We start from the raw sequence: 14,444 nt of genomic DNA, 5'->3' as shown, positions 1-14,444 counted from the left end.
TATGCCCACCGGGTCGCTGTCATGTCGATCCCTCTCTCGGGTCCATCGCACGCCGTCGGCGACGTGCTACGCCGTGTTGCCGGTCGCGATGCGATCCGGGCCTTCCGGTCGCGGGGCGGCCCGGGGCGCGGCCCGCCGGATTCACCGGCGAGCCGCGGCCCGGACGCACCGCCGAACGTCACAGCGGAATGTTTCCATGCTTCTTCGGCGGGAGCGAAACCATCTTCCGCTCGAGCAGGCGCAGTGCCGAGACGATCTGACCGCGCGTGTGCGACGGCGGGATCACCGCGTCGACGTAACCGCGTTCTGCGGCGACGTACGGGTTCACGAGCGTGTCCTCGTACTCGTTCTGCAGTTCGAGGCGCAACGCGTCGACGTCCTGGCCGTTCTTCGCGGCCTCGAGCAGGCGCTTGCGGTAGACGAACCCGACTGCGCCGGAGGCACCCATGACGGCGATCTGAGCCGTCGGCCACGCGAGGTTGACGTCGGCACCCATGTGCTTGGAACCCATGACGTCGTAAGCGCCGCCGTAGGCCTTGCGGGTGATGACGGTGATCTTTCCGACGGTCGCCTCGCCGTAGGCGTAGAGGAGCTTCGCGCCGCGACGGATGATGCCGTTGTACTCCTGTTCGGTGCCGGGCAGGAAGCCGGGGACGTCGACCAGGGTCAGGATCGGCACGTTGAAGGCGTCGCACGTGCGCACGAAGCGAGCGGCCTTCTCGGAGGCGTCGATGTCGAGGCAACCGGCGAACTGGGTCGGCTGGTTGGCGACGATGCCGACGCTGCGGCCGTCGATGCGTCCGAAGCCGATGATGATGTTCTTCGCCCGCTCCGCCTGCACCTCGAGGAACTCGTCGTCGTCGAGCAGACGACGGATGACCTCGTGCATGTCGTACGGCTGGTTCGGCGAATCCGGGATGATCGTGTCGAGTTCGATGTCCTCGGGGGTGAGGGAGTCCTCGATGGAACCGACGACCGGATCGCTCGGAGCCAGGCGGGGAGCGGCGGCCTGGTTGTTGCTCGGCAGGTACGACAGGAGGTCCTTGACGTAGTCCAGGGCGTCCTGCTCGCCGTCGGCGACGTAGTGCGCGACACCCGACTTGACCATGTGGGTGTGGGCGCCGCCGAGATCCTCCATCGTGACGTCCTCGCCGGTGACCGTCTTGATGACGTCGGGGCCGGTGACGAACATCTGGCTGGTCTGATCGACCATCACGACGAAGTCGGTGAGTGCGGGGGAGTAGACGTGCCCGCCGGCGGCGGGGCCCATGATGAGCGAGATCTGCGGGATCACGCCGGAGGCCTGCACGTTGCGGTGGAAGATCTCGCCGTAGAGCCCCAGGGAGACGACGCCCTCCTGGATGCGGGCGCCGGCACCCTCGTTGATGCCGATGAGGGGGCGCCCGGTCTTCAGTGCCAGATCCATGACCTTGACGATCTTCTCGCCGTAGACCTCACCGAGGCTTCCGCCGAAGACGGTGGCGTCCTGCGAGAAGACGCACACGTCGCGACCGTCGATCGTGCCGTATCCGGTGACGACACCGTCGCCGAGCGGACGGTTGTCGGCGAGGCCGAAGTTGGTGCTGCGGTGGCGCGCGAGGGCGTCGAGCTCGACGAACGAACCCTCGTCGAGGAGCGCGTGGATGCGCTCGCGAGCGGTCAGCTTGCCCTTGGCGTGAACCTTCTCGACTGCGGCCTCACCGACCGGGACCTGAGCCTGTGCCTGACGGTTGCGCAGGTCGGCCAGCTTGCCGGCGGTGGTGTGGATATCGGGCGTACTCGCCGCCTCGGGCGCGGACGGCTCCTGGACAGTGGTCATGGCCAGTCAGCTTAGCGATCGTCATACAAGGGTGCCGCACCCAGGTCCCGATCAGGTTGATCATTGAACCGAAGCTACCGGCGGGTAGGTGGTGCGGGGCCGTCCTAGTCTGTGCACATGGCATCCGACCGGCCCTCGACCGACGTCTCCTCCCTCCGTGCTCCGCTGGACGAGGCGGCCCTGCGCCGCGCCCTCGTCGGCGCCGAGCAGGACGGCTTCTATACCCGCCTCGACGTCGTCGCCGAGACCGCCTCCACCAATGCCGACCTGCTCGCGGTCGCCGCGACCGGCGAGGACCGCCGCGTGCTGCTCGCGGAGTTCCAGCACGGCGGCCGCGGCCGGCACTCGCGCACCTGGAACGGAGTGCCCGCAGCACAGGTCATCGTGTCGGTCCTGGTGCGCCTGCCCGAGTGCCCTCTGCAGAACCTCGGATGGCTGCCGTTGCTGTGCGGAATCGCCACGGTCGACGCCGTACGCTCGGTCGCCGACCTCCCGGCGCAGCTGAAATGGCCCAACGACGTCCTCGTCGACGGGCGCAAGCTCGCCGGGATCCTCGTCGAGGTCGCGGGTACCACGCCGGTGCCCGTGGTCGTCGCCGGGATCGGCATCAACGTCAGCCTCGACGACGGCGAACTGCCCGTGCCCACCGCGACGTCGTTGCTGCTCGAGAATGCGGGTGACCTCGACCGCAGCCGGATCGCGCAGGTTCTGCTCGAACAGCTCGGCGAGCGGATCCGGGCATGGGCGCGCGCGGGATGGGACACCGCAGCCCTGGCCTCGGCGTATCGCGAACGCTGCAGCACGATCGGGCAGCGCGTGCGCGCGATCCTGCCCGGGGACACCGAACTGCACGGCGTCGCCGTCGATGTCGACGACCAGGGCCGGATCGTGATCCGTCCCGACGACGGGGGAGACATCGTGGCGGTCGCGGCGGGAGACATCACGCATCTGCGCCCGGCCTGATCCACCGGGGAGCGCCGGGCCTCGTGCGGTCACCGCCGAGCAGGGCGCTGCGAGGCCGGACCGGTATGCCATCGTGAGCAGTATGGGATACCCCGAGGACGCTCTCGCACCCCAGGAAGAGCTGCTGTTGCACCGGCATCCGCACTGGAAGTCGCTCGTGCTTCCGGTGACGATCCTTCTCGTGGCGACCACGATCGCGGGCTTTCTGCTCGGGACGGTCCAGGCGCGGCTCGATGGGGCGGCGGCCACCGTCAGCGGTCTCGCCGTGGCGGCGCTCTGGCTCGGTATCGTCGGATGGCGGTGCGTCCCCCCGTTCGTCGGCTGGCTCACCACGCACTTCATCGTCACCGACCGGCGCATCCTCGTCCGGACCGGCGTCCTGACCCACACCGGTATCGACATCCCGATGGGCCGCATCAGCAACGTCCAGTTCCGGCACGGTCTCCTCGACCGCATGCTGCGGACCGGCACGCTCGTCGTCGTCTCGGCAGCCGACGATCCGATCGAGTTCGACGACATTCCCGATGTACAGCAGGTTCACGCCCTGCTGTACCGGCAGGCCTTCGACGCACACGATCCGCGTCCGGGTGACGGGTCCACGGCCCGGTACCGCCGGGACGAGCACGATCACCGCGAGTCGTGGTGACGGCGAGCATTTCGCCGACGACACGAGCCGCTCCGTAATCCCGACAAAGCGCACCCCGATCCGTACGCTGGGTTGGTGACTGCCGTTCTACTCGCCGAAGACGACGACGCCATCGCTGCACCGCTGTCCCGCGCGCTGGGACGCGAAGGTTACGACGTGACGGTCGCGGACAACGGTCCGGAGGCTCTCGAACAGGCACTGTCGGGCAGATTCGAACTGCTCATCCTCGACCTCGGCCTTCCGGGGATGGACGGACTCGAGGTGTGCCGCCAGATCCGCGCGAGCCGGTCCGATCTGGCCGTGCTCATGCTCACCGCTCGCACCGACGAGGTGGACTTCGTCGTCGGTCTCGACGCAGGCGCCGACGACTATGTCGGCAAGCCGTTCCGGCTCGCCGAGCTCATGGCGCGGGTGCGTGCGCTGCTGCGCCGTCGCGGCGGTCCGGAGAACGACGACATCGTGGAGGTCGCCGGTATCCGGCTCGAACGCGCCGCGCGCCGGGTGCTCGTGGACGGCTCCGAGGTCATCCTGGCCAACAAGGAGTACGAGCTGCTGCGGGTGCTGCTCGAGCACGCCGGTCAGGTCGTCTCCCGTGACGCCATCCTCGACGAGGTCTGGGGCGACGCCGACCTGCGTGGTTCGAAGACCCTCGACATGCACATGTCGTGGTTGCGCCGCAAGATCGGTGACGAGGGCCCGGCCGGGGAGCGCCGGATCGCGACGGTACGCGGCGTCGGTTTCCGGCTGAACACCGACTAGCGTCTCCGGCGTGCGCAGCCGAATCCTCAACGCCGTCCTGGCGACCGTGCTGCTCGTCGCGTTGTTGCTCGGTGTCCCGCTGGCCTACACGGCCTTCCTGTTCGTCGAGGACACGGCCCGGCGCGACCTGCAGACCCGGCTCGAACGCATGGCCGACGAGATCATCGCGCAGGAGGGAACCGACGGCTTCGTCGTCGGCGGGCTCGACACGAGTTCGCTGCGACTGCTCGTTCCCCGGGACGGCCGGGTCGTCGTGGTCTACCCGACACCCGAGAACGTCGCGGCCCGCCTGGACATCGGCACGCCGGTTCTCGGGGCGTCGATCGTCGAGTCGTTGTCGATGGGGACGTCCGGCTCATTGCTGATCGAGGTCCCGTCGGAGAGCATGCGCAGCCTGCAGCAACAGGTGCTCGCCGCGGTGAGCCTGCTGGTGCTGCTGTCCGTCGCGGCGGGCGCGCTGGTGGCGGTGGCGACCGCCCGACGGCTCGCGGACCCCCTGCGCGATGTGGCGAACCGGGCGGCCCGCCTGGCCGAAGGGGATTTCCGTCCGGTGGCCCGGCGGCACGGTATCCCCGAACTCGACCGCGTGTCGGATGTGCTGGATGCGGCGGCCGTCGAGATCTCCCACCGCCTGCAGCGCGAACACACCCTCGTCGGGGACGTCTCGCACCAGCTCCGCTCCCGGGTGACCGCGATCCGTCTGCGCCTGGACGAATTGTCGACCCACGACGATCCGGCCGTCGTGGAGGAGGCCGAAGCGGCGATGGCGCAGGTGGACCGGCTCACCACCGCGATCGACGGGCTGGTCCGCCAGTCCCGCGACAGCGGTGCCGATCAGCGCACGGAGGTCTCGGTGGTCGGCGAACTCACCGGCGTGATCGCCGACTGGCGTGGGCCCTACGAGGAGGCCGGGCGGGAACTCGTGCTGCGCGGAGACCCGTCGCTGCGGTCTGCGGTGACGGGCTCCCGCCTGCGCGAGGCCGTTGCCGTGCTCGTGGACAACGCGCTCGTCCACGGCGGGGGCACGTGCACCGTCTCGGTGCGGCAGGTCGCGACGCGCGGTGACGTCATCGTCTGCGTCGAGGTCTCCGACGAGGGGGAGGGCGTCAGCGACGAGCTCGCTCCGTACATCTTCGACCGCGGCTTCTCCGGGGGCGGGTCGACGGGTGTGGGACTGGCACTGGCCCGTGCCCTCGCCGAGGCCGACGGGGGCCGGCTCGAACTGCAACGGCGCAGGCCTGCACTGTTCGCTCTGTTCCTCGGGGCCCCGCGTGATCGGGACGGGTATTCGCGCAGCCAGGCACGCGAGCCGCGGTAGAGCGCCGGCTCAGGGCCGTCCGAGTTGCTCTGTGGGCTCGCCCACGGGGTCGTCGGGCGTCATGTCCTCGGGGAAGACGAACTTCCGGAAGCAGTAGAACCGGAAGACCATCTGCAGCAGATTGCCGATGATGTACGCGCTGACGAAGTCGGCGATGTTCTCCGTCGCGAGACTGACCTCCGGCACGCGCAGATCGAAGACGTAACTCGAGATCCACAGGGGGATGAACGACAGCACCACCCCGATGCCGCTGACGAAGAAGAACAGGAACGCCTCGTGGGTACGCTCGCGGCCGCCCCGGTTCCGGAACGACCATTCGCGGTTGAGGATGTACGAGCAGATCACCGCGATGACGCCCGCGATGATCTTCGCCGTCACGGGCTTCTCGGCGAGCACGGTGAGTTTGAGCGTGTAGAAGATCGTCGAGTCGATCAGGAACGTCGTGCCACCGACGATGGCGAACTTCACCAATTCGCGATGCCGGAGCAACAGCCCTCGGAACGGCTGCGGAATTCTGCTCAACGCTTCATCGACGAACGACACTCGGAGAAGTCTACGAAACGGTGAGGTTAATTTCCGAAATCCGACCCCCTTTGTCGGCATTCACACATTCGTGCGCAATCGCGGCGCCCCTGCCCTGCACCGGGAGGGGAGCGCACGGGAGGGGTCACGACGTGCTGTGACAACATGGACAGCCGTGACAGGCAGACCTGATTCGTCCCCCCGATCCGATACCCCCCGCGCTCCGGGCGCCGGTATGCCCGTCGTCACGATGATCGGCGGAGGACAACTCGCGCGGATGACCCATCAGGCGGCGATCGCGCTCGGTCAGACGCTGCGCGTGCTCGCGGGCAGCGCGGATGAACCCGCCGCCCGCGTGAGCCCCGACGTGGTCCTGGGCAGTCACGACGATCTCGACGCCCTCCGCAGGGCTGCGGTCGGTGCGCACGCCCTCACCTTCGACCACGAGGGTGTGCCGACCGAACATCTCGAGGTGCTGCAGCGCGAGGGTGTCGCGGTGCTGCCGCCGCCGCAGGCGCTGATCTACGCCCAGGACAAGATCGCGATGCGCAGGCGGCTCGGTGAGCTCGGTGCCCCCATGCCGAAGTTCGCGGAGATCACCTCGGTGGACGACGCCCGGGCCGCGCTCGGCACCCTCGGCGATCCCTACGTGCTCAAGGCTGCGCGTGGGGGTTACGACGGTCGCGGCGTGTGGATTCTCGACGATCACTCCGAGCTCGAGCGTGTCGTCTCCGAGCAGCTCGCCGCCGGCGTCCCGCTCCTCGCGGAGGAGAAGGTCGAGTGGACGCGGGAACTGTCGGCGATGGTCGCGCGGTCTCCTTTCGGTCAGGGCGCGTCGTGGCCCGTCGTCGAGACCGTGCAGCGTGACGGGCAGTGTGCCGTCGTCATCGCTCCCGCCCCCGACCTTCCCGAGGAGGTCGCCACCGCCGCGGAGCAGCTCGCGCTGCGGATCGCGGGTGAACTCGGGGTCGTCGGTGTCATGGCGGTCGAGTTGTTCGAGACGCGCTCCGGCGAGTTGATCGTCAACGAACTCGCGATGCGCCCGCACAACTCGGGCCACTGGGGAATGGACGGCGCCCGCACCGGGCAGTTCGAACAGCATCTGCGGGCGGTCCTCGACTACCCGCTCGGCGACACCACCCCCCTCGCCCCGGTGACGGTGATGGCCAACGTGCTCGGCGCGCCGGAAGCGCCGGAGATGGGCATGGACGAGCGCCTGCACCATCTGTTCGCCCGGATGCCGGATGTGCGCGTGCACCTGTACGGCAAGGGGGAGCGCAAGGACCGCAAGATCGGGCACGTCAACGTGCTCGGTGCCCAGTCCGGGTCGATCGACGACCCCGACTACGTCGCCGCGGTGCGCGAACGTGCCGAACGTGCGGCGCACTGGCTCTCGCACGCGGTGTGGACCGACGGTTGGAACGAACACACGGGAGAAAGCGGTGAGTGACGTGGCGCAGGGTGCACAGGTCGGCCTGATCATGGGAAGCGATTCGGATTGGCCCACGATGCAGGCCGCAGCCGAGGCGCTGGTGGAGTTCGGGATCCGCTTCGAGGTGGGTGTCGTCTCGGCGCACCGCACGCCGCAGCGGATGCTCGACTACGCGAAGGAGGCCGCGGGCCGGGGCATCAAGGTCATCATCGCCGGTGCCGGCGGTGCCGCCCACCTGCCGGGCATGGTCGCCTCGGCGACTCCGCTGCCCGTGATCGGTGTTCCCGTGCCGCTGAAATATCTCGACGGCATGGATTCGCTGCTGTCGATCGTGCAGATGCCGGCCGGCGTCCCCGTGGCCACCGTCTCGATCGGTGGTGCCCGTAATGCCGGTCTGCTCGCCGCGCGCATCCTCGGCGCGTCGGATCCGGCGCTGCGCGAGCGGATGGAGCAGTTCCAGGCGGGCCTCGAGCAGATGGTGCTCGAGAAGGACGAGGCGTTGCGGCAGAAGCTGCTCGGCTGATCGTCGGCGCCGTGCAGACGACCCCGCTGCTCGAACGCTGGAATCGGTGGGCCCGCTCCTACGGCGGAGTGGTCGACGCGATGTTCACCGGCGTGCTCGTGCTGGTCGGGGTGGTCCTCGGCCTTTCGGAGGACCGGTCCCTTCCGGTGCTGTTCGTCACGCTCGCGCTCACGGTGCCCCTGGCATGGCGCCGGAGCCGTCCGGTGGCGGCGGGTGCGATCGTCGCCGCGGCCGCCTACGTGCACCTGGCGGTCCTGCCGGACATGCTGCCGATCGTCACGATCGCCGTGCCCGCCGCCGTCTACGCGCTCGCGGCCTATTCGCCGCGCTGGGCTGCCAACACGGCCCTCCTGGCGGCCGTTGCCGGGGGTGCTGCCGCCGGAGTGCGGTATTTCGGGTACGAGGGGCGCACGGCCTTCGAAGCCGTCGCCTCCGCGACCTTCATCGCGGTCTTCCTCGCCGGGGTGTGGGCGTTCGGCCGGGTGCGCGGCCTGAGGCTGCGCGAGATGGTCTCGCTCACCGAGCGGAACCGTCTGCTCGAACTCGAGCGGCTCAAGGAGGCCGAGCTGGCCGCGACCCAGGAACGCACCCGCATCGCCCGGGAGATGCACGACATCGTCGCGCACTCGCTCACGGCGATCATCGCCCAGGCCGATGGTGGCCGCTACGCCGCCGCGGCGAATCCCCAGGCGGCCGCGGGAGCGTTGACCACCATCGCCGAGACCGGGAGGCGTGCCCTGACCGACATGCGGTCGTTGCTGTCGGTGCTGCGGGAGGACGCGCCGCGCGAGTTCACCACGACACCCGGTGTCGACGACGTTCCGGTGCTCGTCGAGCACATGCGCACGAGTGGGCTCGAGGTGTCGCTCTCGGTCGTGGGCGACGCCGTCGACGTGCCGGATGGATTCGGGTTGTCCGTCTACCGGATCGTGCAGGAGTCGCTCACGAATGTGCTCAAACACGCCGGTCCGCGCGCTCATGCTCGTGTCTGCCTCGAATGGCGGCCCCGGATGCTGGTCGTCGAGATCGTGGACGACGGCAGGGGAGCGGCCGCGCTCGTCGAAGCGCGACCGGGCGGCCAGGGGGTGACCGGGATCGAGGAGCGGGCACGATTGCACGGCGGCCGGGCGGTCGCCGGCCCCCGCGAGGGTGGCGGCTACCGCGTCCGTGCCGAACTCCCCGCCCCCGTCCGCTCGGCATAGGGTGACCCCGTGCCCGAACCAGCCCCCGCATGCGACACGGTCATCCGTGTCGGGCTCGTCGACGACCAGCAGCTCGTCCGTGCCGGTTTCCGCATGGTGCTCGAATCGCAGGCCGACATCGAGGTGGTCGCCGAGGCGTCCGACGGTGAGGCCGCGATCACCGAACTCGCGAGAGTTCGGGCCGATGTCGTGTTGATGGATGTCCAGATGCCACGCGTCGACGGGATCTCGGCGACGCGCTCGCTGCTGCGTTCCGCCGATGCCCCGAAGGTCGTGGTGCTCACCACCTTCGACAACGACGACTACGTGGTCCAGGCCATCGCCGCCGGGGCGAGCGGCTTCCTGCTGAAGGATGCCCCTCCCGAAGACCTGCTGTCGGCGGTCCGCACGGTGTACCGTGGCGACGCTGTCATGGCGCCTCGTGCGACTCGGTCACTGCTGCACCATGTCTCACCCCTGCTGGATCGGGCCGAGCGGAGAGCGTCGCCGGTCGAGATACCCGACGATCTGACCCCTCGTGAGCTCGAAGTGCTCGTTGCGATGGCACACGGACTCACCAACGGTGAGATCGCCGACCGGTTCGTGCTGTCCGAGACGACCGTCAAGACCCATGTCGGCAGGGTCCTCGCCAAGACGGGTTCGAGGGACCGTGTGCAGGCAGTCCTGTTCGCCTTCCGCGCAGGACTCGTGCGGACCGACGAGTTGCTCGGCGCCGGCGAGTAGGACCACGGTCCCACCTCCGGTCGGCTTCGTCCTCCCGGAGTAGGACCCCGCACGGAGCGAAGATCGGCCCTTGATCCGATGTGGCTGCACCGCAGCGCTTCTACCGTCGAGACATGACCTCGATCAGTTCTTTCGTCCCGGCGTGTTCCGCCGAGGAAGTCGTCCGCGTCTACGGACGTGGCGACGCCGAAGTCCGTGCCCTCGACGGGGTGTCCGTCGCCTTCGAAGGCGGGCGGTTCACCGCCATCATGGGCCCGTCCGGATCCGGGAAATCGACTCTCATGCACGCACTCGCCGGTCTCGACGGTGTCGACTCCGGACGGGTGACCCTCCACGGTGATCGTCACCGCCTCGACGTGGAGATCAGTTCCGCCCCGGACGCGGTGCTGACCGAATTGCGTCGTGACCGGATCGGATTCGTCTTCCAGGCGTTCAATCTGCTGCCGGTGCTGACAGCCCGCGACAACATCCTGCTGCCGATGCGTCTGGCCGGCACCCGGCCGTCTCCGGACTGGTTCGACGAGGTGACCGGGCGTCTGGGTCTGACGGACCGGCTCGATCATCTCCCCCACGAGATGTCCGGTGGGCAGCAACAGCGCGTCGCCGTCGCACGTGCGCTCCTGCCGCAACCCGACGTGATCTTCGCCGACGAACCCACCGGCAATCTCGATTCACACGCCGGTGCGGAAGTGCTCTCGATGCTCCGCTCGAGTGTGAGGGAAACCGGGCAGACCGTCGTGATGGTCACGCACGACCCGGTCGCCGCGTCCTATTCCGACCGGGTCGTGCTGCTCGCCGACGGCCGGCTCGTCGGGGAAATAACGGATCCCACAACGGATTCGGTGATGAACGCGATGCGTGATCTGCGACCGTCGGGTTCGGCGGTGCCGGTCCGATGAGGCATCTCGTTCTGGCGCAGGCGCGTGCCGGCCGGGGGAGATACCTCGCGTCCGCGCTCGCGGTCCTCGTGGCGGTCGGGTTCGTCGTCACCACCTTGGTGCTCGGCGACACCGTCAACGCCTCCATCGCGAAATCCACCGCGGCCCGGTACGAGGGCGTCACGGTGGCCGTCCTTCCCGGCGACTCGTCCGCCCGGGCCGACGAGGTACTCGAGGTGGTCGCGGGAGCCCCGGGTGTGGAGTCGACCGCGCTGGATGTGACCGGCCCCGTCCGTCTCGCCGGGACGGGCGGGACGCCCTCCTACGGAACCGCGACGAGCATCGCGCCCGAGGGAAGCCTGAGATGGCAGAGACTCGGGGACGGACGCTGGCCGTCGGAACCCGGCGAGGTCGCCGTGGGCTCGTCCTCGGGGCACAGCATCGGTGACGAGCTCACGGTGACGGACGTGGAAGGTTCCCGTCCCGCGGCCACCCTCGAGGTCGTCGGCATCGTCGATCTGGACGGCTCGCCGCTCGCGCTGAGTTCGGGGTCGATCTTCGGTGACCTTGCACAGGTGCGGTCCTGGGCGGGGGAAGCGACGGACTGGGAGGTGCGTGCCGTAGGTGATGCCGACGTCGTGCGGGAGGCACTGGCCGGCCCGGTCCCGGGCGTCGAGGTCGTCACCGGGGCGGACCGCGCCACCGAGGTCACCGACGGATACGTCGGGGACGTCTCCCTGCTGCGCAACGTCCTGCTGTGCTTCGCGGCGATCTCGATGGTGGTCGCGGGTCTGGTCATCGCGAACACCTTCTCGGTCCTGCTCGCCGCGCGCACCCGCGAACTCGCCCTCATGCGGTGCGTGGGTGTCACGGCCCGCCAGGTGCGCCGCAGTGTCCGTGGGGAAGCGCTCGTCGTCGGTTCCGTCGCATCCGTTCTCGGTGTGCTGGGCGGCTGTGGGCTCGCCGCTGCCGTGGTGGCCGCTGCACGTGCCGCCGACGTCCCGGTACCTCTCACGTCGATCGCCGTGACGCCCGTGACAGTGGTCGCGGGCCTCGTCCTGGGAACAGCGATGACGGTGGTCGCTGCGAACGGTGCCGCGCGGGCCGCTACCCGCGTGCCGGCGCTGGCGGCACTGCAACCGCTCGAGACCCGGCCCGAGCCGGTCCGTGATTCGTGGCTGCGCCGCATCTGTGCCGCGTCGGCGGTCCTCGGTGGAGCGGCACTGCTCGGGATCGGCGTGGCCACCGCGAACGTGCTCGTCGCGTGCCCAGGAGGACTTCTCCTGTTCGTCGGTGTCGTGCTCGCGTCCCGCCGCCTCGTGCCCGCCGCTGTCGGGGCGGTGGGCGACGTGCTCGCCCGCGCCGGTGGTCCGCTCGCGGTGCTCGCGGCAGGCAACGCACGCCGCAACCCGCGCCGCACCGCGTCGACGGCCACGGCGCTGTTCATCGGCGTGACGCTGACGTCGACGATCGTCGTCGGGATCGGCACCCTGAAGGCCGGCGCACCGGAGGTGATCGACGAGAACTTCCCCGTCGATATCGCGGTGACCGCCGCCGGGGACGGGATACCGCCGGGTGTGTCCGAACGTTTCACCGCGCTCGACAAGGTCCGGGCGGCGACCGAGGTCGTGACCGCGCGGCTCGACCTCGGCGGCACGGAGTTCTCCGTCCTCGGGGTCGATCCGGCTGCGGCGGCCTCGACCGTCCGGACGGACGTGCGTCTACCGGAGACGGGGTCGATCGTGCTCGAGGAATCGCTCGCACGCACGGTGGGCGCGGAGGACGGGCAGGTCGTCACGGTCGGGGGCCCGGTGGGCACGCGCGCTCTCACCGTCGTCACTACCGAGGTGGGGATGCCGGACATGATCGAACCGAGCGATCTCGCAGCCCTCGCCGGCCCGCTGGTGGCGGACACCCTGTGGCTGAAACTCGACGACGGACTGTCCGACAACGAACTCGTCGCGGTCTCGGACGAGCTGGCCGAGCTCGCCGCGGCGACGCTTCCGGGTAGCGACGTGGTCGGCGCGGTCCAGATGAGGACGATGCTCGAGAAGATTCTCGACACCATGTTGCTGATCGTCGGCGGACTGTTGTCGGTGGCGGTGGTGATCGCCCTGATCGGGGTGGGCAACACGATGGCCTTGTCGGTCCTCGAACGGCGGCGGGAGACGGCGATGCTGCGCGCTGTCGGTCTCTCGCGGGCCGGAGTGCGGAGTCTGCTCGTCAGGGAGGCATCGATCGTCGCCGGTGTCGCCTCGTTCCTCGGCGTCGCCCTCGGCCTGCTCCTGGGGACGGCCGGCACCGCCTCGGTGATCGGTGCGGGCCACCTCGCTCTCGGCGCGGTGCCGTGGTGGCAGCTCGCGGCCATCGTGCTGGTGGGCGGCATCGCGGGCGTGGTGGCTTCCCTGGTCCCGGCCCAGCGGGCGAGCCGGATCTCGCCGGTCGCGGCGATGGCCGGCTGACCGGCCGGGTACGCCGCGCGGCCGCGTCCGCCTGTGCGCCGATGGTCGTAGGCTCAGGACGTGAGCGGACGTGACCGGGGTGCGGACAGGTTGATGCGGGCGTCGCGCGGCGTACCGGGGGCGCGCGTGGCCACCCTGGTGGCGTTGGCCTGGAGCCGGTTGCTGGGCGGTTCGGTCTCCTTCGACGACGAGTTCGGGATGTTCGTCTGCACGGGCATGCGGACAGGATTCGCCCGCGGAGGCACCACCGTCGGAGGTGTCTTCCTCACCCGGAGGCCACCCACGCGCAGGTTGCTCCGCCACGAAGCGGTGCACGCGGATCAGTGGGCCCGTCACGGCCTCGGCTTCGCGGTGCGCTATCTGTGCGAGGAGCTCCGCAATCCGGGCGCGCGCAACAGATTCGAGATCGAGGCGGGGCTCACCGACGGCGGCTACCGGGCGGCGGGCGAGATCACCCGTCCAGGCGGATCGTGACCTTCTCGCTCACCACGCGACGCTCGGTCGCCGCCGCATCGGGATTGCTCACCTGCACGAGCGCGGCTCGTGCCGCGAGGACCGCGACCAAGCCGTCGACGAGATCGTCGGGCCGCGACCAGGAACGGGACGACAGCACGCGGTCGCCGTGTCCGATGCCGGCACGGGACGCCGAATCCGACGCCGCGGCAAGTACTTCGGGCATGGATCGGCCGTCGAGAACGGCGTCGCCCGAACCCGAGGACCGGAATTGGTCCCCGTGTATCCGCACGTCCGTCGCGTAATCCGTGATCCCGGGCGGCAGATCGCGCACCGGCGCGCCGAAGGCATCGAGCGACAGTGCTGCGACCTCTGCGAGGGTGGCCACCTCGTCGAGCCGGTCCGGCGTGACGAGCGCGAGATCGACATCCGGATCGGCCTCGAGTACGACCTCGGCTCCGGCCCACCACGCACCGAGCAGGACCGCGGCGCTCTGCCAGTGGGCGGGCAACAGTACCGCGATCCGGCCGCCGGGAAGGATGCCGAACTGATCGCGGATCATGTTGGCGGTCTTGGCCGCCCAGTTGGCCAGAGTGAGTGCCGACAGCTCGATACGCGCGCCGGTCGCGTCGTCGTACCAGGTGACCCGCGGGCCCGCCGGATCGTCGGCGAGAATCGGATCGAGCAGGGCGTCGGTCAGGGTGGTCACATCTACCTCGTTCTCGGATGTCGGTTCATGCGGCC

At 69.6% G+C, this 14,444-nt stretch carries 14 protein-coding genes; 11 read left to right on the top strand and 3 right to left on the bottom strand.

Going from position 1 to position 14,444, the window contains the following annotated elements; all coding sequences use genetic code 11:
* Positions 1–178 precede the first annotated feature (178 nt).
* A complete protein-coding gene (locus MOM01_RS13680; RefSeq protein WP_241385969.1) occupies positions 179–1,819 on the bottom strand; it encodes an acyl-CoA carboxylase subunit beta in 1,641 nt (546 codons plus the stop codon).
* A 117-nt stretch (positions 1,820–1,936) separates the two neighbouring features.
* Between MOM01_RS13680 and MOM01_RS13675 the strand changes: the two genes are divergently transcribed.
* The 4 genes from MOM01_RS13675 (at position 1,937) to MOM01_RS13660 (ending at position 5,505) form a co-directional block, all read left to right on the top strand.
* Positions 1,937–2,782, top strand: a complete 846-nt coding sequence (locus MOM01_RS13675) for a biotin--[acetyl-CoA-carboxylase] ligase (RefSeq protein WP_241385968.1) — start codon at positions 1,937–1,939, stop codon at positions 2,780–2,782.
* 82 nt (positions 2,783–2,864) lie between these two features.
* Complete coding sequence (locus MOM01_RS13670) at positions 2,865–3,428, top strand: PH domain-containing protein (protein ID WP_241385967.1); 564 nt, start codon at positions 2,865–2,867, stop codon at positions 3,426–3,428.
* Between the two features lie 75 nt (positions 3,429–3,503).
* The gene (locus MOM01_RS13665; RefSeq protein ID WP_241385966.1) at positions 3,504–4,187 is read left to right on the top strand and encodes a response regulator transcription factor; all 684 of its coding nucleotides are present in this window, start codon (positions 3,504–3,506) and stop codon (positions 4,185–4,187) included.
* Between the two features lie 10 nt (positions 4,188–4,197).
* Positions 4,198–5,505 (top strand): sensor histidine kinase, encoded by a 1,308-nt coding sequence (locus MOM01_RS13660; RefSeq protein WP_241385965.1) that lies wholly within the window; start codon positions 4,198–4,200, stop codon positions 5,503–5,505.
* A gap of 9 nt (positions 5,506–5,514) precedes the next feature.
* On the opposite strand, the gene MOM01_RS13655 is transcribed toward MOM01_RS13660, so the two are convergent.
* A complete protein-coding gene (locus MOM01_RS13655) occupies positions 5,515–6,048 on the bottom strand; it encodes a GtrA family protein (protein WP_241385964.1) in 534 nt (177 codons plus the stop codon).
* Between the two features lie 214 nt (positions 6,049–6,262).
* Here MOM01_RS13655 and MOM01_RS13650 point away from each other — a divergent pair, with 214 nt between their 5' ends.
* From MOM01_RS13650 to MOM01_RS13620, 7 genes are all read left to right on the top strand, one after another.
* A complete protein-coding gene (locus MOM01_RS13650; RefSeq protein ID WP_241385963.1) occupies positions 6,263–7,477 on the top strand; it encodes a 5-(carboxyamino)imidazole ribonucleotide synthase in 1,215 nt (404 codons plus the stop codon).
* The gene (purE, locus tag MOM01_RS13645; RefSeq protein WP_308196987.1) at positions 7,470–7,982 is read left to right on the top strand and encodes a 5-(carboxyamino)imidazole ribonucleotide mutase; all 513 of its coding nucleotides are present in this window, start codon (positions 7,470–7,472) and stop codon (positions 7,980–7,982) included. The genes MOM01_RS13650 and purE overlap by 8 nt, the downstream gene beginning before the upstream one ends.
* Before the next feature lie 11 nt (positions 7,983–7,993).
* Positions 7,994–9,184 carry a sensor histidine kinase gene (locus MOM01_RS13640; RefSeq protein ID WP_241385962.1) on the top strand — a complete coding sequence of 397 codons (1,191 nt, stop codon included), beginning with the start codon at positions 7,994–7,996 and terminating at the stop codon, positions 9,182–9,184.
* Between the two features lie 9 nt (positions 9,185–9,193).
* Positions 9,194–9,907, top strand: a complete 714-nt coding sequence (locus tag MOM01_RS13635; RefSeq protein ID WP_308196986.1) for a response regulator transcription factor — start codon at positions 9,194–9,196, stop codon at positions 9,905–9,907.
* A gap of 113 nt (positions 9,908–10,020) precedes the next feature.
* Positions 10,021–10,806, top strand: coding sequence for an ABC transporter ATP-binding protein (locus MOM01_RS13630; RefSeq protein ID WP_241385961.1), 786 nt, complete (start codon positions 10,021–10,023; stop codon positions 10,804–10,806).
* On the top strand, positions 10,803–13,247 hold the full coding sequence (locus MOM01_RS13625; RefSeq protein ID WP_241385960.1) for an ABC transporter permease: 2,445 nt from the start codon (positions 10,803–10,805) through the stop codon (positions 13,245–13,247). Before MOM01_RS13630 ends, MOM01_RS13625 begins: the two co-directional genes overlap by 4 nt.
* 93 nt (positions 13,248–13,340) lie before the next feature.
* Positions 13,341–13,721 (top strand): hypothetical protein, encoded by a 381-nt coding sequence (locus tag MOM01_RS13620; protein ID WP_241386114.1) that lies wholly within the window; start codon positions 13,341–13,343, stop codon positions 13,719–13,721.
* On the opposite strand, the gene MOM01_RS13615 is transcribed toward MOM01_RS13620, so the two are convergent.
* Positions 13,699–14,409, bottom strand: coding sequence for a TIGR03089 family protein (locus tag MOM01_RS13615; protein ID WP_241385959.1), 711 nt, complete (start codon positions 14,407–14,409; stop codon positions 13,699–13,701). The genes MOM01_RS13620 and MOM01_RS13615 overlap by 23 nt on opposite strands.
* Between the last annotated feature and the right edge of the window lie 35 nt (positions 14,410–14,444).

It is taken from the genome of Rhodococcus sp. CH91 (genome assembly GCF_022554085.1).
Taxonomy (GTDB): domain Bacteria; phylum Actinomycetota; class Actinomycetes; order Mycobacteriales; family Mycobacteriaceae; genus Rhodococcus.
This window is presented reverse-complemented; position numbering and strand designations above follow the sequence as displayed.

What these genes read in the sequence shown, in the direction of transcription:
- MOM01_RS13630 (WP_241385961.1), top strand. Translation starts at nt 10,021, where the DNA reads ATGACCTCGATCAGTTCTTTCGTCCCGGCGTGTTCCGCCGAGGAAGTC.
- MOM01_RS13620 (WP_241386114.1), top strand. Translation starts at nt 13,341, where the DNA reads ATGCGGGCGTCGCGCGGCGTACCGGGGGCGCGCGTGGCCACCCTGGTG.
- MOM01_RS13625 (WP_241385960.1), top strand. Translation starts at nt 10,803, where the DNA reads ATGAGGCATCTCGTTCTGGCGCAGGCGCGTGCCGGCCGGGGGAGATAC.
- MOM01_RS13675 (WP_241385968.1), top strand. Translation starts at nt 1,937, where the DNA reads ATGGCATCCGACCGGCCCTCGACCGACGTCTCCTCCCTCCGTGCTCCG.
- MOM01_RS13650 (WP_241385963.1), top strand. Translation starts at nt 6,263, where the DNA reads ATGCCCGTCGTCACGATGATCGGCGGAGGACAACTCGCGCGGATGACC.
- MOM01_RS13670 (WP_241385967.1), top strand. Translation starts at nt 2,865, where the DNA reads ATGGGATACCCCGAGGACGCTCTCGCACCCCAGGAAGAGCTGCTGTTG.
- MOM01_RS13680 (WP_241385969.1), bottom strand. Translation starts at nt 1,819, where the DNA reads ATGACCACTGTCCAGGAGCCGTCCGCGCCCGAGGCGGCGAGTACGCCC.